19 protein-coding genes and 1 riboswitch are annotated in these 22,255 nt (G+C 74.7%); of the genes, 9 read left to right on the top strand and 10 right to left on the bottom strand.

Features of this window, described 5'->3' with window-relative positions; translation table 11 throughout:
• Nucleotides 1-43 precede the first annotated feature (43 nt).
• The 3 genes from ACFZAX_RS23760 to ACFZAX_RS23750 form a co-directional block, all read right to left on the bottom strand.
• Nucleotides 44-1,582: a M20/M25/M40 family metallo-hydrolase gene (locus tag ACFZAX_RS23760; RefSeq protein ID WP_390964092.1), complete on the bottom strand. Its 1,539-nt coding sequence runs from the start codon at nucleotides 1,580-1,582 to the stop codon at nucleotides 44-46.
• A 164-nt stretch (nucleotides 1,583-1,746) separates the two neighbouring features.
• On the bottom strand, nucleotides 1,747-2,454 hold the full coding sequence (locus ACFZAX_RS23755) for an HhH-GPD-type base excision DNA repair protein (protein WP_390963985.1): 708 nt from the start codon (nucleotides 2,452-2,454) through the stop codon (nucleotides 1,747-1,749).
• Between the two features lie 61 nt (nucleotides 2,455-2,515).
• Nucleotides 2,516-2,935 (bottom strand): YciI family protein, encoded by a 420-nt coding sequence (locus ACFZAX_RS23750; protein ID WP_390963984.1) that lies wholly within the window; start codon nucleotides 2,933-2,935, stop codon nucleotides 2,516-2,518.
• A 249-nt stretch (nucleotides 2,936-3,184) separates the two neighbouring features.
• Here ACFZAX_RS23750 and cbiE point away from each other — a divergent pair, with 249 nt between their 5' ends.
• Both cbiE and cobM read left to right on the top strand, forming a co-directional pair.
• Entirely contained in the window at nucleotides 3,185-4,408 is a 1,224-nt protein-coding gene (cbiE, locus tag ACFZAX_RS23745) for a precorrin-6y C5,15-methyltransferase (decarboxylating) subunit CbiE (protein WP_390964090.1), read from the top strand.
• Entirely contained in the window at nucleotides 4,405-5,154 is a 750-nt protein-coding gene (gene cobM, locus ACFZAX_RS23740) for a precorrin-4 C(11)-methyltransferase (RefSeq protein ID WP_390963982.1), read from the top strand. The genes cbiE and cobM overlap by 4 nt, the downstream gene beginning before the upstream one ends.
• Nucleotides 5,155-5,169: 15 nt before the next feature.
• On the opposite strand, the gene ACFZAX_RS23735 is transcribed toward cobM, so the two are convergent.
• Nucleotides 5,170-6,288, bottom strand: a complete 1,119-nt coding sequence (locus tag ACFZAX_RS23735; RefSeq protein ID WP_390963981.1) for a cobalt-precorrin-5B (C(1))-methyltransferase — start codon at nucleotides 6,286-6,288, stop codon at nucleotides 5,170-5,172.
• Between the two features lie 49 nt (nucleotides 6,289-6,337).
• Here ACFZAX_RS23735 and ACFZAX_RS23730 point away from each other — a divergent pair, with 49 nt between their 5' ends.
• A complete protein-coding gene (locus ACFZAX_RS23730; protein WP_390963980.1) occupies nucleotides 6,338-7,150 on the top strand; it encodes a cobalt-precorrin-6A reductase in 813 nt (270 codons plus the stop codon).
• A gap of 14 nt (nucleotides 7,151-7,164) precedes the next feature.
• Here ACFZAX_RS23730 and ACFZAX_RS23725 read toward each other — a convergent pair whose 3' ends face one another.
• The 3 genes from ACFZAX_RS23725 to cobG all read right to left on the bottom strand — a co-directional run bounded on the left by ACFZAX_RS23725 (nucleotide 7,165) and on the right by cobG (nucleotide 10,812).
• On the bottom strand, nucleotides 7,165-8,682 hold the full coding sequence (locus ACFZAX_RS23725; protein WP_390964089.1) for a precorrin-2 C(20)-methyltransferase: 1,518 nt from the start codon (nucleotides 8,680-8,682) through the stop codon (nucleotides 7,165-7,167).
• A 47-nt stretch (nucleotides 8,683-8,729) separates the two neighbouring features.
• Nucleotides 8,730-9,356, bottom strand: coding sequence for a precorrin-8X methylmutase (locus ACFZAX_RS23720; protein WP_390963979.1), 627 nt, complete (start codon nucleotides 9,354-9,356; stop codon nucleotides 8,730-8,732).
• Nucleotides 9,357-9,480: 124 nt separating this feature from the next.
• Entirely contained in the window at nucleotides 9,481-10,812 is a 1,332-nt protein-coding gene (gene cobG / locus ACFZAX_RS23715) for a precorrin-3B synthase (protein WP_390963978.1), read from the bottom strand.
• Between the two features lie 108 nt (nucleotides 10,813-10,920).
• A riboswitch (cobalamin riboswitch) is annotated at nucleotides 10,921-11,037 on the top strand.
• Nucleotides 11,038-11,084: 47 nt separating this feature from the next.
• Here cobG and cobN point away from each other — a divergent pair.
• Nucleotides 11,085-14,693 (top strand): cobaltochelatase subunit CobN, encoded by a 3,609-nt coding sequence (gene cobN, locus ACFZAX_RS23710; RefSeq protein ID WP_390963977.1) that lies wholly within the window; start codon nucleotides 11,085-11,087, stop codon nucleotides 14,691-14,693.
• Between the two features lie 81 nt (nucleotides 14,694-14,774).
• Here the strand turns inward: cobN and ACFZAX_RS23705 are convergent, their stop codons facing one another.
• A complete protein-coding gene (locus ACFZAX_RS23705; RefSeq protein WP_390963976.1) occupies nucleotides 14,775-15,560 on the bottom strand; it encodes a VOC family protein in 786 nt (261 codons plus the stop codon).
• 313 nt (nucleotides 15,561-15,873) lie between these two features.
• Here ACFZAX_RS23705 and ACFZAX_RS23700 point away from each other — a divergent pair, with 313 nt between their 5' ends.
• The 3 genes from ACFZAX_RS23700 (at nucleotide 15,874) to ACFZAX_RS23690 (ending at nucleotide 18,679) form a co-directional block, all read left to right on the top strand.
• Nucleotides 15,874-16,998 carry a hypothetical protein gene (locus ACFZAX_RS23700; RefSeq protein ID WP_390963975.1) on the top strand — a complete coding sequence of 375 codons (1,125 nt, stop codon included), beginning with the start codon at nucleotides 15,874-15,876 and terminating at the stop codon, nucleotides 16,996-16,998.
• A 151-nt stretch (nucleotides 16,999-17,149) separates the two neighbouring features.
• Complete coding sequence (locus ACFZAX_RS23695) at nucleotides 17,150-18,403, top strand: alpha/beta fold hydrolase (protein WP_390963974.1); 1,254 nt, start codon at nucleotides 17,150-17,152, stop codon at nucleotides 18,401-18,403.
• Between the two features lie 27 nt (nucleotides 18,404-18,430).
• Nucleotides 18,431-18,679 (top strand): hypothetical protein, encoded by a 249-nt coding sequence (locus ACFZAX_RS23690; RefSeq protein WP_390963973.1) that lies wholly within the window; start codon nucleotides 18,431-18,433, stop codon nucleotides 18,677-18,679.
• Between the two features lie 11 nt (nucleotides 18,680-18,690).
• Here ACFZAX_RS23690 and ACFZAX_RS23685 read toward each other — a convergent pair whose 3' ends face one another.
• Complete coding sequence (locus tag ACFZAX_RS23685) at nucleotides 18,691-19,218, bottom strand: peptidylprolyl isomerase (protein ID WP_390963972.1); 528 nt, start codon at nucleotides 19,216-19,218, stop codon at nucleotides 18,691-18,693.
• Between the two features lie 231 nt (nucleotides 19,219-19,449).
• Here ACFZAX_RS23685 and ACFZAX_RS23680 point away from each other — a divergent pair, with 231 nt between their 5' ends.
• Both ACFZAX_RS23680 and ACFZAX_RS23675 read left to right on the top strand, forming a co-directional pair.
• Nucleotides 19,450-20,934 (top strand): glycoside hydrolase family 76 protein, encoded by a 1,485-nt coding sequence (locus ACFZAX_RS23680; protein ID WP_390963971.1) that lies wholly within the window; start codon nucleotides 19,450-19,452, stop codon nucleotides 20,932-20,934.
• A gap of 123 nt (nucleotides 20,935-21,057) precedes the next feature.
• A complete protein-coding gene (locus ACFZAX_RS23675; protein WP_390963970.1) occupies nucleotides 21,058-21,270 on the top strand; it encodes a DUF4287 domain-containing protein in 213 nt (70 codons plus the stop codon).
• Between the two features lie 145 nt (nucleotides 21,271-21,415).
• Here ACFZAX_RS23675 and ACFZAX_RS23670 read toward each other — a convergent pair whose 3' ends face one another.
• Entirely contained in the window at nucleotides 21,416-21,997 is a 582-nt protein-coding gene (locus tag ACFZAX_RS23670; RefSeq protein ID WP_390963969.1) for a hypothetical protein, read from the bottom strand.
• Nucleotides 21,998-22,255: the final 258 nt, after the last annotated feature.

Genomic DNA, 22,255 nt, shown 5'->3' with positions numbered 1-22,255 from the left:
GGAGGGCCCTGACGGGCCCGACCCGCGCGGTGAGGAAGCGTCCTCACGCCCTGTCACGGCCGTGGCCGGTACGGAGCCGGCCGCTTCCGTGACGGTCCGTGCGCGCCGCCGCCGGGGCCGGGCCGGTGAGCGGACGCAGGTCCTGCGCGTAGCTGCCGACCGCGTCCGCGATCACGTCGATGTTGGTCTCGAAGGAGGCGGGGTCGATGTTGTCGAGGGTGTCGCAGGCCGCGTGGTAGCAGGGGTCGTACGCGATCCCTTCCTTGCCGCCGAACTCGGCCGCCTGCGGCGCCGACTTGATTCCCTCAGCCCCGGTGTCCGTACCGCCTGCCGGGATGCCGGCCTCGATGAACGGCCCGTAGTCGGACCGCCCGGTGAAGTCGGTGCTCTCGTACGGGGTCTTGCGGCGGTCGAGGAACTCGGTGATCCCGCGCTCCAGTTGGGCGGAGCCGTCCGGGCCGGGGCCCGAGCCGGAGGCTTCGGAGTCGTCGCCGTCGAAGACGAACTGGACGCCGTTGGGTGAGGCGATCATGTCGAAGTTGAGGTAGAGGGCGATCTGTTGGCGCTGGGTGGCGGTCAGCCCGGCGACGTACGCGTCCGAGCCGACGAGTCCGCTCTCCTCGGCCGACCACCAGGCGAACCGGACGGCGTTCGCCGGGGTGCGGTGCGTCGCCGCGAGTCGCAGGGCGACTTCGAGGAGCCCGGCCGAGCCGGAGCCGTTGTCGTTGATGCCGGGTCCCTCGGGGACGGAGTCCAGGTGCGCGCCGAGCATGACGGTGTGCGCGGGGTCGCCGCCCGGGGTCTGGGCGACGACGTTGCGGGTGGTGCGTTTCTCCTGGCGCTGGCGGAGTTCGAGGGTCACGGTGACCTGTTCGTCCCCGTCCAGCGCGGTGGCCAGCGCGTCGCCCTCGGCCCGGCTGATGCCTCCGGTGGGGATGCGGACGGCTTCGGGGTCGCCGAGGGTGCCGGTGAGTCTGCCGTCCAGGTCGTTGGAGATCAGCGCCCCGGCCGCGCCCGCTCCGGCCGCGGCTGCCTGCTTCTGCACGAAGGAGCAGCCGCCCCGCCGGATCAGCGCGATCCGCCCGCTGACATCGGTCTCCGCGTAGTCGGCCGCCTCGCAGCCGGTCGTCGTGTCCACCGGGACCCGGACCAGCTCGGCGGTGAGCCCGCCCTCCTCGGTCGACGCGGTGTACGTCATCGCCTCCACCTCCGCGTCCCGGGGCTCCGGGGCGACGACGGCCAGCTTCTCGGCGAGGGTCTCGGTCCAGGTGAAGGGGAAGGACGCGTACCCGGCGTCGTAACCGGCCCGGCGGAGCTGCTGGAGGACGTACGCGGCCGAGGCGTCGTGGCCCGCCGATCCGGCGGCCCGGTTTCCGCCCGCCGCGTCGGCCGCCTCCTGGAAGCGGCGCAGATGCCGGTACGCGCCCGTGGCGGAGGAGGCGGCGACGAGCTCCCGGGAGAGCCGGGCGGCCTCCCGCGCCGGGTCCGGCTCCGCGGCGGGCGGCGGGGCTGCCGCGCCCAGCAGCAGCGGGGGGAGCAGCGCGGCGGCGGCGAGGGCGTGGGACCGGGGTGATCCCGACAATGCGGCGAGCGTGCGGGCCAGGCGTCGGCGGACAGGCGGGACCTTCGCGCCCTCCGGGACCTTCGCGCCCTCCGGGACCTTCGCGGCCTCCGGGACCTTCGCGCCCTCCGGGACCTTCGCGGCCTCCGGGAGCGGCAGCGCGCGGCGGGTCCGCGCGGGAGCGTTCACCGGGCGGCCTTCCTGGCGGGCGCCGCCGCCTTGGCCTCCTTGGCTTCCGCCTTCGCCCGCTGCTTGAACGCGCGTACCTCGGCGAGCGACTCGGGGCCGGTGATGTCGGCGACCGAGCGGTGGCCGCCCTGCTCCCCGTACGCCCCCGCCGCCTCCCGCCAGCCGGGCGGCCGTACGCCGAACTGTTTGCCCAGCAGTGCCAGGAAGATCTGCGCCTTCTGGGTGCCGAAGCCGGGCAGCGCCTTCAGCCGGGACAGCAGCTCCGCGCCGGTGGCTGCGTCGGCCCAGACCGCTCCGGCGTCGCCGTCGTACTCCGCCACGAGGTACTGGCACAGCTGCTGCACCCGCTTCGCCATCGAGCCGGGGTAGCGGTGCAGGGCCGGTTTGTCGGTGAAGAACGCGGTGAACGCCTCGGGGGAGTACCCGGCGATCTCCCGGGCGTCCAGATCGTCGGACTCCATCCGCAGGGCCAGCGAGTGCGGCCCGGTGAAGGCCCACTCCATGGGGACCTGCTGGTCGAGCAGCATGCCGACCAGGGCGGCCAGCGGGCTGCGGGCCAGCAGCTCGTCCGCCTCCGGCTGCTGCGCGATCCGGAGGGCGGGGACGCCGTTCTCACCCGACCCGCCGTTCCCTCCGGAGCCGCCGTTCCCTCCGGACCCGCCGTCGTCACCGGACTGCCCGGCGGTCTTGCTGCTCGTGGTCATACTGCCGATGGTGGGGGCGGACGCGGCCGTCGGCGACTCCGGCTGCTGCCGGCAGGAGACTTCAGTCCCCTTCCGGGGCCTCGCCGATCGGGCGGATCGCCACCGCGCGGTACGGGGCGCCCGCGGGCTGCGGGCAGGCGACGACACGGGCGGCGATCTCCGTGACCCGCTCCAGGCCCGGACACTCCAGCACCCAGTACCCGGCGATCAGCACCTGCGTCCGGTTGTACGGGGCGTCGGCGACGACCGGGGGTCCGCCGTTCGGCCCCGCCGTGACGAACCGGGCCTCGTCCGGGGCGGTGAGGCCGTCGCAGTAGAGCATCTCGCCGGAAGCCTCCAGGTCCTTGTTGAGCGCTTCCATGTGCGCGAACATCGCCTTCCGGTCCTGTTCGCCCCACGCCGGGCCGCCCTCGGCGGACCCGTGGCCGGACATCGCGTCGTAGTCGGCCTGCGAGCCCTGCACCATCACCAGGTACTTCATACGCCTGCACCTCCGCCGTCGTCGCCCCCTGCCCTTCACTCCATCGGACACCGGACGGGCCGCCCGCGCGAGCGGGCCCGCCGGGCCCGGCCGGTGGTCGCCCGGGGACCGGACAGTAGAGTGCGGCAGCGTCTCCCCCTCCGGCTTCCCGACGAACGCCCCGAACACCGAGGTCCGGCCGTGCCCACCGCCCCGCCCGCATCCCCCGACTCCCCCGAGCCCCCGCCCGCCGTGCCCCCGGCGCTCCCGGTGGTCGTCGTGGGCGTCGGCGCGGACGGCTGGGCGGGACTGGCGGAGCCCGCCCGCAGCGCGCTGCTGGAGGCGGAGGTGCTGATCGGCGGCGGGCGCCAGCTCGGCCTGCTGCCCGCCGTCTGCGCGGGCCTGCGGGTGGCGTGGCCCTCACCGCTGCGGCCCGCCGTCGCGGGTCTGCTCGCCGCCCACCGGGGCCGCCGGATCGCCGTGCTGGCGAGCGGGGACCCGATGTTCTACGGGATCGGCCGCGCGCTCACCGAGGAGCTGGGCGCCGGGGCACTGCGCGTGCTGCCGCACCCCTCCTCGGTGGCGTACGCCTGCGCCCGGCTCGGCTGGCCCGCCGAGGACACCGAGACCGTCACCCTGGTGGGCCGCCCCGCTGCCCGGCTGCTCGCCGCCCTGCACGACGGCCGCCGGCTGCTGGTGCTGAGCGCCGACGCGACCACCCCCGCGACGGTGGCCGCGCTGCTCACCGCGCACGGCTTCGGCCCGAGCCGGCTGACCGTCCTCGAACAGCTCGGCTCGGCCGCCGAGGCCCACCACGAGGGATCCGCCGAGGACTGGGACCGCCCGGCGGGCGACCCGCTGAACCTCGTCGCCGTGGAGTGCCGCGCCACCCCCGAGGCGCTCCGCCTCGGCCTCGTCCCCGGGCTGCCCGACACCGCGTACGAGCACGACGGGCAGCTCACCAAGCGCCATGTGCGGGCCGCGACCCTCGCCGCGCTGGCCCCCGCGCCCGGCGAGCTCCTCTGGGACATCGGCGGCGGCTCCGGCTCGATCGCCGTCGAGTGGATGCGCGCCCACCCGTCCTGCCGCGCGGTCACCGTCGAACGCGACGGGGCGCGAGCCGCCCGGATCGGCCGCAACGCCGACCGGCTCGGCGTGCCCGGTCTGCGGGTGGTCCCCGGCCGCGCCCCGCAGGCCCTCGCCGGACTTCCGGTGCCGGACGCCGTCTTCATCGGCGGCGGGCTGACCGCCCCCGGGCTGATCGACGCCTGCTGGGACGCGCTGCCCGCCGGGGGCCGGCTGGTCGCCAACACCGTCACGCTGGAGTCGGAGGCGCTGCTCACCGACCGCTACCGCCGCCACGGCGGCGAACTCGTCCGGCTCGCGGTGGCCCACGCCGTCCCGGTCGGCGGTTTCACCGGCTGGCGCCAGGCGATGCCCGTCACCCAGTGGTCCGTACGCAAGCCCCACGACTCCTCGGGAGAGACCTCATGACCGTGTACTTCATCGGCGCGGGACCCGGCGCGGCCGACCTGATCACGGTGCGCGGTGCCCGGCTCCTCGCCGCCAGCCCGGTCTGCCTGTACGCGGGCAGCCTGGTGCCCCGCGAGCTGCTCGCCGACTGCCCGCCGGAGGCCAGGCTGATCGACACCCAGGGCCTGGACATCGACCGGATCACCGCCGAACTGGTCCGCGCCCACACCGAGGGCCACGACGTCGCCCGGCTGCACTCCGGCGACCCGTCCGTCTTCAGCGCGGTCAACGAGCAGATGAAGCGGCTCGACGACGCCGGGGTGCCGTACGAAGTGGTGCCCGGAGTCCCCGCCTTCGCCGCCGCCGCGGCGGCGCTCAGGCGGGAGCTGACCGTGCCGACGGTCGGTCAGACGGTCATCCTGACCCGCATCGCGCAGCGGGCCACCGCCATGCCGGAGGGCGAGGACCTGGCCACGCTCGGCCGCAGCGGCGCCCTGCTGGTGCTCCATCTGGCCGCCCGGTACGCGGACCGGGTGGTGGAGGAGCTGCTGCCGCACTACGGGGCGGACTGCCCGGCCGCCGTGGTGGCGATGGCCTCCCGGCCCGACGAGATCGTCCTGCGCGGCACCCTGGAGACCATCGCGGGCCAGGTGAAGGACGCCGGGGTGATCCGTACGGCGGTCATCCTGGTCGGGCGCACCCTGGGCGCGGAGCAGTTCCGCGACAGCCACCTCTACTCGCCGGAGCGCGACCGCCACACCTGCTGAAACACGGGTCCCTCCTCAGCGGACCGCGCTGCGCCCGACCACCGTCCCGGCCCGGTCGACGCAGATCACGTCCACCGCGACCGGCGCCCCGCGCAGCACCTCCAGGGCCTGGTCCCGGGCGGCCACCGCCACCAGGTCGCCCAGCGGCACCCCGGCCGCCGCGCACAACTGGAGTGCGGCGAGCCCGGTGTTGGCGCCCGCCACCGCCTCGGCCAGCGCCTCGTCCGCACCGCCCGTCCGGGCCAGTCCGGCGAGGAACCCCTTGTCCACCTGGGACCGCGCCGAGTGCAGGTCCATGTGCCCGGCGGCGAGCTTCGACAGCTTGGCGAAGCCGCCGCAGACGGTGAGCCGGGGCACCGGATGGCGGCGTACGTATTTGAGCACGGCCCCCGCGAAGTCGCCCATGTCCAGCAGGGCGATCTCGGGCAGGCCGTACTCCGCGACGACCGTCTTCTCCGAGGTCGAGCCGGTGCACCCGGCCACATGGGTCCGCCCGGCGGCCAGCGCCACGTCGACCCCGCGCCGGATCGAGTCGATCCACGCCGAGCAGGAGTACGGCACGACGACCCCGGTGGTGCCGAGGATGGAGAGCCCGCCCAGGATGCCGAGGCGACCGTTCCACGTGAAACGTGCGATCTCCTCCCCGTCGTCCACGGAGATCGTGACCTCCACGTCCCCGGTCCCGCCGTGCTCCGCCGCGACCCGGGCCACGTGCTCGCGCATCAGCTGCCGGGGCACCGGGTTGATGGCCGGTTCGCCGACGTCCAGCGGCAGGCCGGGGAGGGTCACCGTGCCGACGCCCGGACCGGCCCGGAAGACCACGCCGGAGCCCGGCGGCAGTGCCCGTACCGTCGACCTGACCAGCGCGCCGTGGGTCACGTCCGGGTCGTCGCCCGCGTCCTTGACCACCCCGGCGGTCGCGGTACCGTCCACCAGCGATTCGACGGCGAGCGCGAACGCGGGGGTCCGGCCCTTCGGCAGGGTGATGGTCACCGGGTCGGGGAACTCCCCGGTCAGCAGCGCGGTGTACGCGGCGGTGGTCGCCGCCGTCGCACAGGCACCGGTGGTCCAACCGGGGCGCAGGCCGGTGTGTTTGAGTTGGGCCTCGCGCCCGCCCTTCGCCTCACTGCTCATGGCAGGTCCCCCCGACGGTGGCCTCACTGCTCACGGAAGGTCCCCCTCGATGGTGCCGATACCGCTGCCCGACATGCCGGACGATCCCGAGTCCCCGGAGCACGTCCTCGTGCTCGGCGGCACGACCGAGGCCCGCCGGCTGGCGGAGGCGCTGGACGCGGAGATACCGGCCGGGGGGCGCAGGCCCCTGCGGGTGACGAGTTCGCTCGCCGGCCGGGTGGCCCGGCCGGTGCTGCCGCCGGGCGAGGTCCGCGTCGGCGGTTTCGGCGGTACGGAGGGGCTCGCCGCGTGGCTGCGGGAGCACCGGGTGAATGCGCTCATCGACGCCACCCATCCTTTCGCCGGAACGATCAGTTTCCACGCGGCCCGTGCCGCCGCCTCGGCCCATGTTCCCCTGCTGGCGCTCCGCCGCCCCGGCTGGGTGGCCGGCCCGGCCGACGACTGGCACCCGGCCGGCTCCCTGGAGGAGGCCGCGGCCCTGCTGCCGTCGCTGGGGCGGCGGGTCTTCCTCACCACCGGCCGGACGGGGCTGGCCGCCTTCGCGGGGCTGGACGAGCTCTGGTTCCTGATGCGGTCGGTGGACGCTCCGGAGCCGCCGTACCCGGCGCGGATGGAGGTGCTCCTGGACCGGGGGCCGTTCACCCTGGCGGGCGAGCGCGAGCTGATCCGGCGGTACGGCGTCGAGGTGCTGGTCACCAAGGACAGCGGGGGCGCGGCCACCGCGCCGAAGCTGGCGGCGGCCCGGGAGGCCGGAATTCCGGTGGTGGTCGTGCGGCGGCCACCGGTCCCGGAAGGGGTACCGGTGGCCGCGACCCCGGCCGAGGCCCTGGCCTGGCTGAACGCCTGCCTGGGCCGGGGCTGAGCCCTCGGGCCGGACTACGCCTCCGGGTAGCGGCGCGGGGTCCAGACGAGGTGACCGCCGTCCGGCCGGTCCGCCCGGCGGGTCTGCGAGGACCCGATGATCAGCAGGGTGCGCATGTCCACCTCGGCCGGATCGAGATCGGCGAGACGCACCGTACGTACGCTCTCACCGGGGCCGCCGACGTCCCGGGCGAGCACCACCGGGGTGTCCGGGGAGCGGTGTTCGAGGAGCAGGTCGCGGGCCTTGCCGACCTGCCAGGTGCGGCTCTTCGAGCCCGGGTTGTAGAGCGCGATCACCAGGTCGGCCGCCGCTGCGGCGCGCAGCCGTCCGGCGATGACCTCCCAGGGCTTGAGCCGGTCGGAGAGGGAGATCGTCGCGTAGTCGTGGCCGAGCGGGGCGCCCGCGCGGGCGGCGGCCGCGTTCGCCGCGGTGACGCCGGGCAGGACGCGTACCGGGAGGTCCGCGTACTCCGGTTGCGCGGCGGCCTCCAGGACGGCGGTGGCCATGGCGAAGACGCCCGGGTCGCCGCCGGAGACCACGGCCACCCGCTGTCCGCGCCGGGCCAGGTCGAGGGCGAACTCGGCGCGCTCCGCCTCCACCTTGTTGTCCGAGCCGTGGCGGGCCTGGCCGGGCCGGACCGGAACCCGGTCGAGGTAGGTGGTGTAGCCGACCACCGCGTCGGCGGCGGCCAGCGCCCCGCGCGTCTCGGGCGTCAGCCAGAGCGGCCCGGCCGGTCCGGTGCCGACCACCACGACCTCGCCCGAGCCGGGCTCCGGCTCGGGCCGGGGGGCGTCGATCCGGCTGGGCACCACGGCGACCGCGAAGTACGGCACCGAGCCGGGCTCCACCTCCGCGAGCTCGCCGGTGCGCTCGCCGGCCATCGTGGCGCGCTCGACGTACCGCGCCTCGGGCAGCCGCCCGGACGCCTCGAACGCGCGGCGCACCGCCGGGAAGGTCCGGCCGAGCTTCATCACCACGGCGGAGTCGGTCGACGCGAGACGGGCCGTCAGCTCCTCCTCCGGCAGGGTGCCGGGGAGGATGGTGAGGATCTCCTCGCCCTCCACGAGCGGGGTGCCCAGCCGCGCGGCGGCGGCGCTGACCGAGGTGACCCCGGGGATGACCTCGGCGGGGTAACGGTCCGCCAGCCGCTTGTGCATGTGCATGTACGAGCCGTAGAAGAGCGGGTCGCCCTCGGCGAGGACGGCCACCGTGCGGCCCGCGTCCAGGTGTACGGCGAGCCGGGCCGCCGCCTCGGCGTAGAAGTCCTCCAGCGCGCCCCGGTAGCCGCCCGGGTGGTCGGTGGTCTCCGTCGTGACGGGGTAGACCAGCGGTTCCTCGATGTGGTCGGGCCGGATGTGGGCGGCGGCGATGGACCGGGCGATCGAGCGGCCGTGCCGGGCGCTGTGGAAGGCGATCACGTCCGCCTCGGCGATGGCCCGCACCGCGCGGACGGTCATCAGCTCCGGGTCGCCGGGGCCGAGGCCGACCCCGTAGAGCCGGCCCGCGGTCCCGGTCGCGGCGTCGGCGTGCACGGGGGCGGTCGCGTGTGCGGCGTTCTCGTTCGCCGCGACGGTCCCGGTCACTCCTCCTCGCTCGCGAGGGCGTTGACGGCCGCCGCCGCCAGGGCGCTGCCGCCTCGACGGCCGCGCACCACGAGGTGCTGGACGCCGGAGACGTGCGCCGCGAGGGCCTCCTTGGACTCGGCCGCGCCGATGAAACCGACCGGGACGCCGATGACGGCGGCGGGCAGCGGGGCGCCCTCCTCGATCATCTCCAGCAGCCGGAAGAGCGCGGTGGGCGCGTTGCCGATGGCGACGACCGAGTCCTCCAGCCGGTCCCGCCACAGCTCCAGCGCGGCGGCGCTGCGCGTGGTGCCCAGCTCGCGGGCCAGCTCGGGCACCGAGGGGTCGGAGAGGGTGCAGACGACCTCGTTGTCGGCGGGCAGCCGCTTGCGGGTGACCCCGCTGGCGACCATCGCCACGTCGCAGAGGACCGGGGCTCCGGCCCGGAGCGCGGCGCGGGCGTCGGCCACGGCGGTGGGGGAGAAGGCGAGGTCGCGTACGAGGTCGACCATGCCGCACGCGTGGATCATCCGGACCGCGACCTGGCTGACGTCGGCGGGCAGACCGGCGAGATCCGCCTCCGCGCGGATGGTGGCGAAGGACTGGCGGTAGATCGCCGGTCCGTCCTTCTCGTACTGATGCACAGTGCTGTCGCTTTCTTCGGTCGGGCACGGGCGGCCGTGTGCCGCGGCGTGGTCGGTTCGGTGGGGCGGGTGGGGTGCGTGGGGCAGGTGGGTCAGGTGGGACGCGTGTTCGGGGCGCGGGCGGTCAGGTGCGGGCGCCTCGGGCCGCCGCCACCGCTGCGGCGAGCGCGGCCGGATCGTCCGGGACGGTCACCGGGGCGTCCCGGGAGTCCCCCCGCACCCGCGCGATCCGGTGTCCCGCCGGGGTCGCGACGACGTCGATCCACTCCCCGTGCGGGTGGCCGCAGCGGCGTTCGCACCCGGACCAGTACACGGGCAGCAGCGCGGGTACGGGGCGGGGTGCGAGCGCGGCCTCCGCCTCGGCCCGCACGTCGGCCAGCGACTTCGCGCAGCCGGGGCGCCCGACGCAGGCGCCGACCCCGGCCCACGGCGAGTCGGGCCCGGTCACCAGACCGGCTTCGGCGAGTACGTCCAGGGCCTCCCGGGCGGCTCCGGCGGCCAGACCCGGCACGACGACCCCGCGCCACGGCGTGCAGCGCAGCTCGCCGGAGCCGAGGCGTTCGGCGGTCTCCACGAGCGCCCGCCACCGCGCGCCGGTCAGCCGCCCCATCGGTACGCCGAGGTGCAGCGCGACCGCGCCACCGGGACCGGTCACGGCGCCGGGCGCAGGGGCCCGGGCAGGACGCGGAGGCGGCGGGCCGGGCGGTTCCCCGACGGGCGGCACCACGAGCCCCGCGCGTCGGGCGACCTCGGCGGGAAGGGCGGCGCGGGCGGCGTCGGGGAGGGCGGAGATCCGCCAGACGCCCGGGTCGGCCGCCAGGTCGAGGAAGACCTCGGCGGCGATCAGCGCGGCGCGCGGGGCCGCGTCGAAGGGGACGGGGAGGAGGGGGCCGCCCGCGCCGGTCCGGAGCAGCGCCCGTGCGCCGTCGACCGCGATCAGGGTGAGGTCGGCGCCCAGCGCGTCCACGTCGCCCCGGCCGTCGTCGAGCGCGAAGAGGAAGCGTCCGGAGAGTGCGGCGGCCCGCTCGCTCCCGCAGAGCAGGGCGTCCAACCCGGTGAGCCAGGACCGTATGTCGGGGTGCCCGGAGGTGTCGAGACCGGAGAGCGGGGAGACGACGGCATTTCGCACCCGCTCGTGCCGGTCGGAGGGCAACATCCCGGCACCGCGCAGGAGTTCGGCGAGCTCGCCGCCGCAGTCGACGCCCAGGCCCCGGAGTTGGAGGTTGCCGCGCGAGGTGAGGTGCAGTTCGCCGTCGCCGAGCCGCTCGGCGGCGGCCAGCAGGGTGCGTGCCTGAGCGGCGGTCAGCACCCCGCCGGGTATCCGTACGCGCGCCAGCGCACCGTCGTCCGCACGGTGCAGCCGCAGCGTTCCCGGGCAGGAGTCGCCGCCGGTCCGGGCGGTACCGGCGGCCGGGGAACCGGGCGAATCGGCGGTTGCGGACATGGCGGCGAGCATACCCACGTCCCCGAGGAGGTCACCGGTGCGCACCTGTGACCTGTGCCGCCCCCGGAGGCCCCCTGCCGCGCCGGAGGCAGGGCCCTTAGGATGCTCGCGGTGGACCATTCGGTCCGCCGACGCCAGACGGCGCCATGGGAGGAAGCCCGGTGAGATTCCGGCGCGGTCCCGCCACTGTGAGTACGTCCCGCTGACGCGGCCGTACGAGTCAGGAACTCCCGCCGTCCGACACCGCCCGGGGCGTGGACACCCCGAGGAAGGGCTGACTCGGCATGATCCTGCTCCTGTCGACCTCCGACACCGACCTGCTGAGCGCCCGCGCCTGCGAGGGCCCGGTCCGCTACCGCTACGCCAACCCCTCCCGGCTCCCGCTCGACCGGCTCCCGGCGCTCCTCGACGGCGCCGAGCTCGTGGTGGTGCGCCTTCTCGGCGGGGTGCGCGCCTGGGAGGAGGGGCTCGACCAGGTCAGGGCCGCCGGCCTGCCGGTCGTCGTCCTCACCGGCGAACAGGCCCCCGACGCCCAGCTGATGGCCGCGTCCACCGTCCCGATCGGCATCGCCGCCGAGGCCCACGCCTACCTCGCGCACGGCGGCCCGGACAACCTCGACCAGCTGGCCCGGTTCCTCTCCGACACCGTGCTGCTCACCGGCCACGGCTTCGAGCCGCCCGCCCCGGCCCCCGCCTGGGGCCCGCTGGAGCGGACCGCCCGCGAGCTTTCCGAGGCCGCGCCCACGGTGGCGGTGCTCTACTACCGCGCCCACCACATGAGCGGCAACACCGCGTTCGTGGACGCGCTCTGCACCGCCGTGGAGGATGCCGGGGCCCGCCCGCTGCCGCTGTACGTGGCCTCGCTCCGTACCCCCGAACCCGGGCTGATCGACGCCCTGCGCGCGGCCGACGCGATCGTGACCACCGTCCTCGCGGCGGGCGGTACCCGTCCCGCCGAGGCGTCGGCGGGCGGCGACGACGAGTCCTGGGACGCGGGCGCGCTGACCGGGCTCGACGTACCGATCCTCCAGGCGCTCTGCCTGACCGGCTCGCGCGCCGCGTGGGAGGAGAACGACGAGGGCGTCTCACCGCTGGACGCGGCCACCCAGATAGCGGTGCCGGAGTTCGACGGGCGCCTGATCACGGTGCCGTTCTCCTTCAAGGAGATCGACGCGGACGGCCTGCCCGCGTACGTCCCCGACCCCGAGCGCGCCGCCCGGGTCGCCGGGATCGCCGTCCGCCACGCCCGCCTGCGGCACATCCCGAACGCGGAGAAGCGGATCGCCCTGGTGCTCTCCGCGTACCCGACCAAGCACTCCCGCATCGGCAACGCGGTCGGCCTGGACACCCCCGCGAGCGCCGTCGCCCTGCTGCGCCGGCTGCGCGCCGAGGGGTACGACTTCGGGCCCGTGGACGAGATCCCGGGCCTGGTCTCCGGCGACGGCGACGAGCTGATCTACGCCCTGATCGAGGCGGGCGGCCACGACCAGGAGTGGCTGACCGAGGAGCAGTTGGCCGCCAACCCGGTGCGCATCCCGGCGGCCGACTACCGTCGCTGGTTCGCCACCCTCCCCGCCGAGCTGCGATCCGCCGTTGAGGAGCACTGGGGCCCGGCGCCCGGCGAGATGTTCGTGGACCGCTCGGCGAACCCGGAGGGCGACATCGTCCTCGCGGCGCTGCGGCGCGGCAATCTGCTGATCCTCATCCAGCCGCCGCGCGGCTTCGGCGAGAACCCGATCGCGATCTACCACGACCCCGATCTGCCGCCCTCGCACCACTACCTGGCCGCCTACCGCTGGATCGCCGCCACCGCCGAGGACGGCGGCTTCGGAGCCGACGCGATGATCCACCTCGGCAAGCACGGCAACCTGGAGTGGCTGCCCGGCAAGAACGCCGGGCTCTCCGCCGCCTGCGGACCGGACGCGGCCCTCGGCGACCTGCCGCTGGTCTACCCGTTCCTCGTCAACGACCCGGGCGAGGGCACCCAGGCCAAGCGCCGGACCCACGCCACGCTGGTCGACCACCTGGTGCCGCCGATGGCCCGCGCCGACAGCTACGGCGACATCGCGCGGCTTGAGCAACTCCTCGACGAGCACGCCCAGATCGCCGCGATGGACCCGGCGAAGCTGCCCGCGATCCGCGCCCAGATCTGGACGCTCATCCAGGCCGCGAAGCTCGACCACGACCTCGGGCTCGAAGACCGCCCGGAGGATGAGGGCTTCGACGAGTTCATCATGCATCTCGACGGCTGGCTCTGTGAGATCAAGGACGTCCAGATCCGCGACGGCCTTCACGTGCTGGGCAACCCCCCGGCCGGGAACGACCGGGTCAACCTGGTCCTCGCGGTGCTCCGCGCCCGCCAGATCTGGGGCGGTACCGCCTCGCTGCCCGGGCTGCGCGAGGCGCTCGGCCTGGACGAGTCGGCCGCCACCCGTACCGCCGCCGACGAGATCGAGGAGCAGGCCCGCACCCTGGTCCAGGCGATGGAGGACGCCGACTGGGACCCGTCCGCCGTCGCGGCCGTCGCGGCAGGCCTGGCGCCGGCCGTCGCCGACATCCTCGCCTTCGCCGCCACCGAGGTGGTGCCGCGGCTCGCCGCCACCACCGACGAACTCACCCACGCCGTGCACGCGTTGAACGGCGGCTTCGTACCCGCCGGGCCCTCGGGTTCCCCGCTGCGCGGCCTCGTCAACGTGCTGCCGACCGGACGCAACTTCTACTCCGTCGACCCGAAGGCCGTCCCCTCCAAGCTCGCCTGGGAGACCGGGCAGGCCCTCGCCGACTCGCTGCTGACCCGCTACCGCACCGACAACGGCGACTGGCCCTCCTCCGTCGGCCTCTCGCTCTGGGGCACCAGCGCGATGCGTACGGCGGGCGACGACATCGCCGAGGCCTTCGCGCTGCTCGGCATCCGCCCCGTCTGGGACGACGCCTCGCGCCGCGTCACCGGCCTGGAGCCCATCGGGTACGAAGAGCTGGGCCGCCCCCGCATCGACGTGACGCTCCGCATCTCCGGCTTCTTCCGCGACGCCTTCCCGCACACGGTGGGCCTGCTGGACGACGCCGTACGGCTCGCCGCCTCGCTCGACGAACCGGCCGAGCACAACTTCGTACGCGCCCACACCCAGGCGGACCTCGCCGAGCACGGCGACGAACGCCGGGCCACCACCCGGATCTTCGGCTCGCGCCCGGGAACGTACGGCGCCGGGCTCCTCCAGCTCATCGACTCCCGCGACTGGCGCACCGACGCCGACCTCGCCGAGGTCTACACCGTGTGGGGCGGCTACGCCTACGGGCGTGAGCTCGACGGGCGCCCGGCCCGCGAGGAGATGGAGACCGCGTACAAGCGCATCGAGGTCGCCGCGAAGAACACCGACACCCGTGAGCACGACATCGCGGACTCGGACGACTACTTCCAGTACCACGGCGGCATGGTGGCGGCCGTGCGCGCGCTGAAGGGCACCGCCCCGGAGGCGTACATCGGCGACTCCACCCGCCCCGAGACCGTCCGCACCCGCACCCTGGTCGAGGAGACCTCGCGCGTCTTCCGCGCCCGCGTGGTCAACCCCCGCTGGATCGAGGCGATGCGCCGCCACGGCTACAAGGGCGCCTTCGAACTCGCCGCCACGGTCGACTACCTGTTCGGCTACGACGCCACCACCGGGGTCGTCGCCGACTGGATGTACGACAAGCTCACTCAGAGTTACGTACTCGACCCGGAGAACCGGGAGTTCCTCCAGCAGGCCAACCCCTGGGCGCTGCACGGGATCGCCGAACGCCTCCTGGAGGCCGAGTCGCGCGGGATGTGGGCGAAGCCCGACCCGGCCGTCCTGGAGGCGCTGCGCCAGGTCTTCCTGGAGACCGAGGGCGAGCTGGAGGGCGGGGACGACTGACCCGGGCCTCCCGCATGAGCCCGGGCCTCCCGCACGCGCCCGGGCCTCCCGCATGAGCCCCGGGCGTCCGTCCGGGGGCTCCTACATGCGGGGGTCGGGCTTCAGCAGCGCGAACACCGCGCCGAAGGGGTCCGCGAGCCAGGCCATCCGGCCGACGTCGGACATGTCGGCGGCCGGCATCAGCACGGTTCCCCCGTGCGACCGGGTCGCCTCGACGGTGGCGTCCACGTCCACCACGTGGAAGTAGGGCACCCAGCGGGACTGCTCGCCGCCGCTGCTGTCGTCCGCCGGAGCGGCCCCGCCGAAGGTGGCGTCCTCCAGGTCGCCGTCCTCGGTGCTCAGTACCCGGTACGTCATACCGGGCACCGGCATGTCCTGGGTCCGCCAGCCGAACAGGCCCTGGTAGAAGGCGATGTCCGCCACCGGGTCGGGCACGTGCAGCTCCACCCAGATCAGGCTGCCCGGTGCGGACGCGATCTCCAGCCCGGCGGTCCTGCCGGGCTGCCAGAGCGCGAAGTCGGCGCCCTGCGCATCGGTGACCTGGGCCAGCGTCCCCTCGCCCATGACGTCCACGGGCTCCGTCCGGACGCTCCCGCCGCCGTCCCTGACCGCCTGCACGGTGGCCCCGATGTCGTCGGTCCTGAAGTGGACCGTCCAGGCGGACGTGGCCCCCTCCTCGGTGAGCGGGCCGATGGCCGCGGCGGTCTTCCCGTCGGTCTGGAAGAACCCGTACCCGCCGGTCTCGGGCCCGGCGGAGACGAACTCCCAGCCGAAGAGAGCCCGGTAGAAGGCGGCGGCGGCCCGGGTGTCGGGGCTGCCGAGGTCGAGCCAGTTGGGCGATCCGGTACGGAAGTCGGTGCCGAGCATGAGTCCTCCTGGGGGTCGGGTCGGGTCGGGTCGGAACGGGGCGGGGCAGGGTCGGGTCGGGCCGGGACAGGGGCGGGCAGTACGGGAGGGGCGGGCCGGGATGCGGGGGACGGGCCGGAGCGAGCCGGACGGTACGGAGCGAGCCGGACGGGAAGGGCGGGCCGGGCTGAGGCCACGATGCCGACCCGGTCCGCCCGCGCCCGCGTCCGGCACCGGGGGTCCGCCGGTTTCACCCGGACGCCGGTACGGCGGAACCCGGGAGGTTCCGCCATTCGTCTTCCCGTCGTCACCCGGGCCGTGGACAATCGCGGCCATGGTGACGACGGGGGAAACGTCCGCACGCCCGACGCGGTCGGCGGCCCGGCGGCTCTTCTCCCTGCTGGCCGTGATCGTGGTGAGCGCCTTGGCCGGCGGCACGCTGACCGCCGTGGTCGTCGGCGTGATGCTGAAGGACGGCGCGCTGTTCTGCGGCGGTCTCGGCGGGCTGCTGGTGTCGGTGCTGCTGGTGGTGGTGCCCGCGCGGATGCGGCGGTCGCGGGCGCCCGTACCGGTGCCCCGGGTCGCTCTCGCCCGGATCGAGCACCGGCGGGCCACGAACGGGGAGTTCGCCGACGTGCCCGTGCGGTTCGACCTCACGGTGGCCCCCGACGACGCTCCCGCCTACCGGGTGTACGTCCACGAGCAGATCAACCTGGTCGACCTGGCGGACTATCCCGAGGGCCGGATCGTCGTGGTGACGTACCCCGAGGCACAGCCCTCCGGGGTGGAGCTGGACCGGCGTCCCACGGAGGGGTGGGCGCGCCGGGCTGCGGGCGCGCGCATCGACACCGCGCCCGAGCACACCCGGGTGAAGCCCGACGACGCCGGCTGGTCCGGGTGCGTGGCGGTGCTGCTGGGTGTCCTCACCGGGGCTGCCCTGGCGCTCCTCCCCCTTCGGAGCGAGCTGGACTCGCGTTTCGGTGACGCCGCGCCCGCCCCGTCCGGCCCTTCGGCCGCCTCCACGGTGATCCCGGGAGCGAGCAGCGGGACCACCACCACCGTCACCACGGTCACTGGCTCCGCCTCCTCCGCCTCGACCCTCCGCCCCGGCGAGATGCGCCGGCTCGCGGACACTCTGGTCACGGGGATGGGTACCGAACTGGGCACCCGGATCACCATCGAGGAGAAGGTGATGTCGGCCGTGGGCAGCAAGGGCACGTCCACCGGCGGCGCCCTCCCGATGAGCCTGCGCGCGCTCCCGTACGAGCTGTTCCCCGGACTCGTGGACTCCGCGCGTACGGGGCTCGGGATCGAGGACCCCGAGACCTGGCGGATCGACATCACGCCCGAGCCCGGCAGCCCGGCGCCCGTCGTCCGGGTGACGGTCTCCGGGCACGGGCGGAGCGCGTACCTGCTGGCCGACGCGGTGGGTCGGATCACCGCACGCCACCCGGGCTGAACCGGCCGTACGCGGGATACTCGGCCACGGGCGGGTGATTGCGCGTGCGGACAGGAACTCACTCCTACCCCTGCGGAGTTGACGGTGTACGGGGGCGTGCTCGGCGCGTGCGTGCTCCGGTCCGCGCGGTAGAAGGAGGCGGAGGCGGCCGATGACGGCTTTCCTGTTGGTGCCCGGCACGTTCACCGGGGGCTGGATCTGGGACCACGTGGCACGGCTGCTGGGTGAGGCGGGAGACACGGCTGTCCCGGTCACCCTCACCGGGCTGGGCGAGGGCGACGCGTCGGGCGGGTCCGGGACGAGCCTCGCCGCCCACATCGACGATCTGGTGCGGATCGTCGACGCGATGCCCGGCGAGGAGACCGAGGTGGTCCTCGTCGGCCACGACTACGGAATTCTTCCCGTCCTCGGCGCGGCGGCCCTGCGCCCGGAGCGGGTCGCCCGGATCGTCAACGTGGACGCCGGGCTGCCCCAGGACGGTGAACCGGCCCTCGTCATCGAGCTGGACCCGGCGGTGCGCGAGCGGGCGGTGGCGGCCGTGACGGGCCCGCCCGAGGGGCCGGACTCCCACCTGGTCGCCCCGCCGTCCGCCGAGGAATGGCGCGGCCGGCCGGGCGCCGACGACCTGTCCGACGAGGCGGTGCGGCTGCTGGCGCGGCGGGCGGTCCCGCACCCGGCGGCCACGCTCGTACAGCCACTGCCGGCGACGGGGGCCGCCGCCTCCGTCCCGTACACGGGCCTCCTCGCCACGCGCAACGGATCGACCCTCGAACTGGTCCACTCCCTGGCCGCGATGGGGGAGCCGCGCGTCCGGGCGCTCACCCGGCCCGGAGTCACCCTCTTCGAACTCCCCACCGGCCACTGGCCGATGCTCTCCGCCCCCGCCGAACTCGCCGACGTGCTGCGGCGCGCGGTGGCCGGTGAGGGGCAGCGCGTCGAGGCGCCGGAGGGCGGATCGCCCCAGCACCTCGGGCCGTTCCTGCTGGACGTACCCGAACGCGAGCGGGAGCGGCACGGCCGCGTCGACCTCTACCTCCCCGACGCCGAGGGCCCGCGTCCGGCGATCGTGTTCGTCCACGGCGGCCCGGTCGCGGCCGACGCGCGGCCCACGCCCCGCGACTGGCCGTCGTTCGTCGGATACGGCAGGTACGCCGCCGGTCTGGGCGTGGTCGGCGCCGTGCTGGACCACCGGATGCACGGCGTCGGTGACCTCGCCACCGCCGCAGGCGACCTCGCCGAGACGGTCGGCCAGGTCCGTGCCGACCCGCGCGTCGACGCGGACCGGGTCGCCCTCTGGTTCTTCTCCGCCGGTTCGCTGCTCTCCGCCGAGTGGCTGGTCGCGCCCCCGGCGTGGCTGCGCTGCGTCGCGGCGAACTACCCGATGCTCGCCCCGCTGCGGAGCTGACCCCGGACGGCGGGGCGGTTCAACCCCGTGGAGGCCGTACGCTCCGCGGGGCCGCTGCCCTTCGTGCTGAGCCGGGTCGAGAAGGAGCGGCCGGAGATCGACGCCACGGTCGAGGAGTTCCTCCTCGCCGCCGAGGGAACGGAGCTCCGGCTGGAGGTGATCCCCGTGCCCGGTGCGCGCCACGGCTTCGAGGCGGTCGACCACACCGACCCGGCCCGCCGCGCGGTGGAGCGGGCCGCGCGCACGGTGCTGGGGCACCTGGAGGTCGGGCCGTAGGACCCGGGCGGTCAGCGGGTCTCGACGACGACCTGCTCGATGACCATGTCCTGGACCGGGCGGTCGGTGCGCGGGTTGGTCTCCGCGGCCCCGATGGCGTCCACGACCTTCTTGCTCGCGTCGTTCGTGACCTCGCCGAAGATGGTGTGCTTGCCGGTGAGCCAGGTGGTCGGGGCGAGGGTGATGAAGAACTGCGATCCGTTGGTGGCCGGACCGGCGTTCGCCATGGCCAGCAGGTAGGGCTTGGTGAACGCCAGGTCCGGGTGGAACTCGTCGGCGAACTTGTAGCCGGGGCCGCCCGAGCCGTTGCCCAGGGGGTCGCCGCCCTGGATCATGAAGCCCTCGATGACCCGGTGGAACACCGTCCCGTCGTACAGCGGGGCGCTGCTGGGGTGCGAGGTGTTCGGGTCGATCCACTCGCGCGCGCCCGTCGCGAGGTCCACGAAGTTGCGCACCGTCTTGGGCGCGTGGTTCGGCAGCAGCCGGATCTCGATGTCACCCTGGTTGGTCTTCAACGTCGCGTACAGCTCTTCCGCCATGACGATCCTTCGGTGTGCGTTTACGGGCCCGGCCAGTCTCGCGGCCCGGCGGGCGGGGCCGGGGCGGGGACGCGGCATGTCACCCGCACGAGTGGCCGGCACCCACCGGTCCCCGGCTTGTCCGACGGGCTCGTCCGTGCAGGCGTATTGACATGCACCTGGTCATCCGGTCGGCTGATCGGGTCGGCCGACCGCCGACGCTTCCCCCCACCATCCGCAAGGAGTTGTCGCATGCCCTACCCCCGCAGAGGCCGGCGCCCGGCCGTCCTCGCCCTCTTCGCGAGCCTGCTGCTCACCGCCCTCCCGGCGGCGACCGCGCGGGCCGCCGGATCCGCCTCCGGCTCCGGAGCCGCGACCACCGCCGAGGCGGCCATCTGCAACAAGCAGTGCGACGCCCGCGATCCCGCAGCCGCGACGTCCGACCGGACGCCGGTGAGCAGCGCGCTGTACGGACGCGGCGTCCGGCTGCACCTCTCCGACAACGATGTCATGGGCTGGGGGTCGATCGAGAACGGTTCGCCCGGGGACGAGGTCTGGATCGACCGCTCCTTCGACGGCGGCCGGAGCTGGGCCTCCGGGAGCAGGCTGGGCGCGACGGCCGTCCCCGCCGGATCGAACGGCTGGCGCACCCGGATGTACAACGTCGACGACTGGAACACCGCCGGAGTCGGCGCCCTGCGCGCCTGCGGCAAGGCCGCGGACCGCCCCGAGATCACCTGCACCGGCTGGGCACGGGTGAACTGGAACGCCTGGAGCCGCTCCACCGCCGCCGCGACCGGGCTGATGATGTCGTACGACCGGGGCACGGGCCTCTTCGGCGGAAACGGCTGGTGGACCGCCGCCAACGCGCTCACCGCCGTCCTCGACAACGCGCGCCTCAGCGGCATGCCGAGCTACCAGTACGCCATCGCCTCCACCTACGACAAGAACATCAACGCCCAGGGCGGCAGCTTCCGCAACGACTACCTGGACGACACCGGCTGGTGGGGCCTGGCCTGGGTCGCCGCCTACGACGCGACCGGCGACAGCCGGTACCTCAACACCGCGCGCGCCGACGCCGATCACATGCAGGCCTACTGGAACGGGACCTGCGGCGGCGGGGTGTTGTGGAACCGGACGACGACGTACAAGAACGCCATCACCAACGAGCTCTTCCTCCAGCTCAACGCGGCACTCCACAACCGCATTTCCGGCGACACGGTCTACCTGGGCCGGGCGAAGGCCGAGTGGTCGTGGTTCCGGGGGAGCGGCATGATCAACGGCGACCACATGATCAACGACGGGCTCACCGACGCCTGCGCCAACAACGGCCAGCCCACCTGGACGTACAACCAGGGCGTGGTCCTCGGCGGTCTCACCGAGCTGTACCGCGCCACCGGTGACTCCGCGCTGCTGACCACCGCCCGCACCCTCGCCGACGCGTCGACCGTCCGCCTCCAGACCGACGGCGTGCTGCGGGAGCCCGGCGAGGGCGACGAGTGCACCGGCGACGGCCCGTCCTTCAAGGGCGCGTACGCACGCGGCCTCGGGAGGCTCGACACGCAGCTGAGCGACCACCCGTACGCGGCGGCCCTCGACCGCTGGGCCGACGCGGCGTACGCCAAGGACCGCAACGCGCTCGACCAGTACGGCCCGCACTGGAACGGGGGCTCGGGCGGCAGCGACTACGGCTGCCAGCAGAGCGTCCTCGACCTGCTCAACGCGGCCGGACAGTAAGGGGAACCGCCTGCACGGGGGTGCGGTACGAGGGTTCGCGCCGTACCGCACCCCCGTGCACGTGTGACGCGGGCCACTCTCGTCGGCCGATGGTTTCCCGGCGGCCGAAGGGTCTACCCCGACATGACCAACTCAGTGCAGGGCCCCGCGAGTTACTTTCCCTCGATCGAGAAGAAGTACGGCCGCCCCGTGGCGGAATGGAAGGAGCTGATCCGCGCGTCACCCCTGTCCACGCACATGGAGCTGGTCACCTGGCTCAAGTCCGCCCACGGCCTGGGCCACGGCCACGCCAACGCGCTGGTCGCGCACACCCGCGCGGAAGACGCCGTCGGCTGACGCCCGCAGGGGCGGTGCGACGACCGGACCGGCCGGGTGTGCGCGCTGCCGCACCCGGTGGCGGACCCGGGGAGCCACGCCGACCTGGTACCGGCGGCGCCGGAGGAGCCGGCTGCGGGCCGGTGACCGGTCGCCGGGTGTCGGCCTACTCGTCGTCGGAGGGCGCGGGGGTGTCCCAGACGATGTAGTGGAACCGCATCCCGTCCTCCCCCCGGCCCAGCCACGCGACGGCCGCCAGGTGGTTCGCGCTGGTCGGCATGCAGAACCACGTCCCCTCCAGCCCGGAGTTCATCTCCCCCGTGGGCTGCGGAAAGGTGCGCAGCACGTGGTCGCACACCTTCGGGGTGGCGCCCTGGGAGGGTTCGGCCACTCGACCGTTCAGAGCCGAGAACGAGCCGCCGCCGCTCCATGCCATGTCCGGGCTCGCCACCGAGGCTCCGACCGTGCCGTGTTCGAGGTCGGCGCTGGTCCCCTCGGCGAGCGTGAACTCCCCCGTCCTGAGGATCTTCGCCGAGCCTTCCGAGGGTGACGGCGAAGGGGACGTCGTGGTGACGACGTCGTCGGCGGGCGTCTCGGCCGGGGCGGCGGTCTCCGACGTCCCGGGGGCGACCGGCGATCCGGGCTCCGCCGAGTCCCGGGCCGCTGCCGACGGCGGCGCGAGAGGGTCGCGGGACGTGTTGTTCCCCGTCTGGACGACCAGCGTGACGATCAGCCCGAGGACGGGCACCAGTATGCCGACGACCCACCAGGACCACTTCGGCGGAGCGTGATCGGGCCGCGGTGGCTCCGGCGGTGCGGGCCGCGGCGCTGCGGGCCTCGGTGGCTCCTGCGGTGCGGGCCTCGGTGGCTGTGCGGGCATCGGCGGATGCGGGTGTGCCCCGTCCGGCTCGTGCGTCATGACGCCAAGTCCCCCGTATTCACTCGCGCGTCCGCGTCCGAAGAGGCTCACCGTACACAGCTGATCGCGCGCATGCCACGCATTCCC

It is taken from the genome of Streptomyces sp. NPDC008125, assembly GCF_042957125.1.
GTDB lineage: Bacteria > Actinomycetota > Actinomycetes > Streptomycetales > Streptomycetaceae > Streptomyces.
This window is presented reverse-complemented; position numbering and strand designations above follow the sequence as displayed.

Excerpts from the sequence above, each read along its gene's own strand:
- cobN (WP_390963977.1), top strand. The coding sequence starts at position 11,085 with ATGATCCTGCTCCTGTCGACCTCCGACACCGACCTGCTGAGCGCCCGC.
- ACFZAX_RS23755 (WP_390963985.1), bottom strand. The coding sequence starts at position 2,454 with ATGACCACGAGCAGCAAGACCGCCGGGCAGTCCGGTGACGACGGCGGG.
- ACFZAX_RS23680 (WP_390963971.1), top strand. The coding sequence starts at position 19,450 with ATGCCCTACCCCCGCAGAGGCCGGCGCCCGGCCGTCCTCGCCCTCTTC.
- ACFZAX_RS23735 (WP_390963981.1), bottom strand. The coding sequence starts at position 6,288 with ATGAGCAGTGAGGCGAAGGGCGGGCGCGAGGCCCAACTCAAACACACC.
- ACFZAX_RS23685 (WP_390963972.1), bottom strand. The coding sequence starts at position 19,218 with ATGGCGGAAGAGCTGTACGCGACGTTGAAGACCAACCAGGGTGACATC.
- ACFZAX_RS23700 (WP_390963975.1), top strand. The coding sequence starts at position 15,874 with ATGGTGACGACGGGGGAAACGTCCGCACGCCCGACGCGGTCGGCGGCC.
- ACFZAX_RS23695 (WP_390963974.1), top strand. The coding sequence starts at position 17,150 with ATGACGGCTTTCCTGTTGGTGCCCGGCACGTTCACCGGGGGCTGGATC.
- ACFZAX_RS23705 (WP_390963976.1), bottom strand. The coding sequence starts at position 15,560 with ATGCTCGGCACCGACTTCCGTACCGGATCGCCCAACTGGCTCGACCTC.
- cobG (WP_390963978.1), bottom strand. The coding sequence starts at position 10,812 with ATGCTCGCCGCCATGTCCGCAACCGCCGATTCGCCCGGTTCCCCGGCC.
- ACFZAX_RS23675 (WP_390963970.1), top strand. The coding sequence starts at position 21,058 with ATGACCAACTCAGTGCAGGGCCCCGCGAGTTACTTTCCCTCGATCGAG.
- ACFZAX_RS23750 (WP_390963984.1), bottom strand. The coding sequence starts at position 2,935 with ATGAAGTACCTGGTGATGGTGCAGGGCTCGCAGGCCGACTACGACGCG.
- cobM (WP_390963982.1), top strand. The coding sequence starts at position 4,405 with ATGACCGTGTACTTCATCGGCGCGGGACCCGGCGCGGCCGACCTGATC.
- ACFZAX_RS23730 (WP_390963980.1), top strand. The coding sequence starts at position 6,338 with ATGGTGCCGATACCGCTGCCCGACATGCCGGACGATCCCGAGTCCCCG.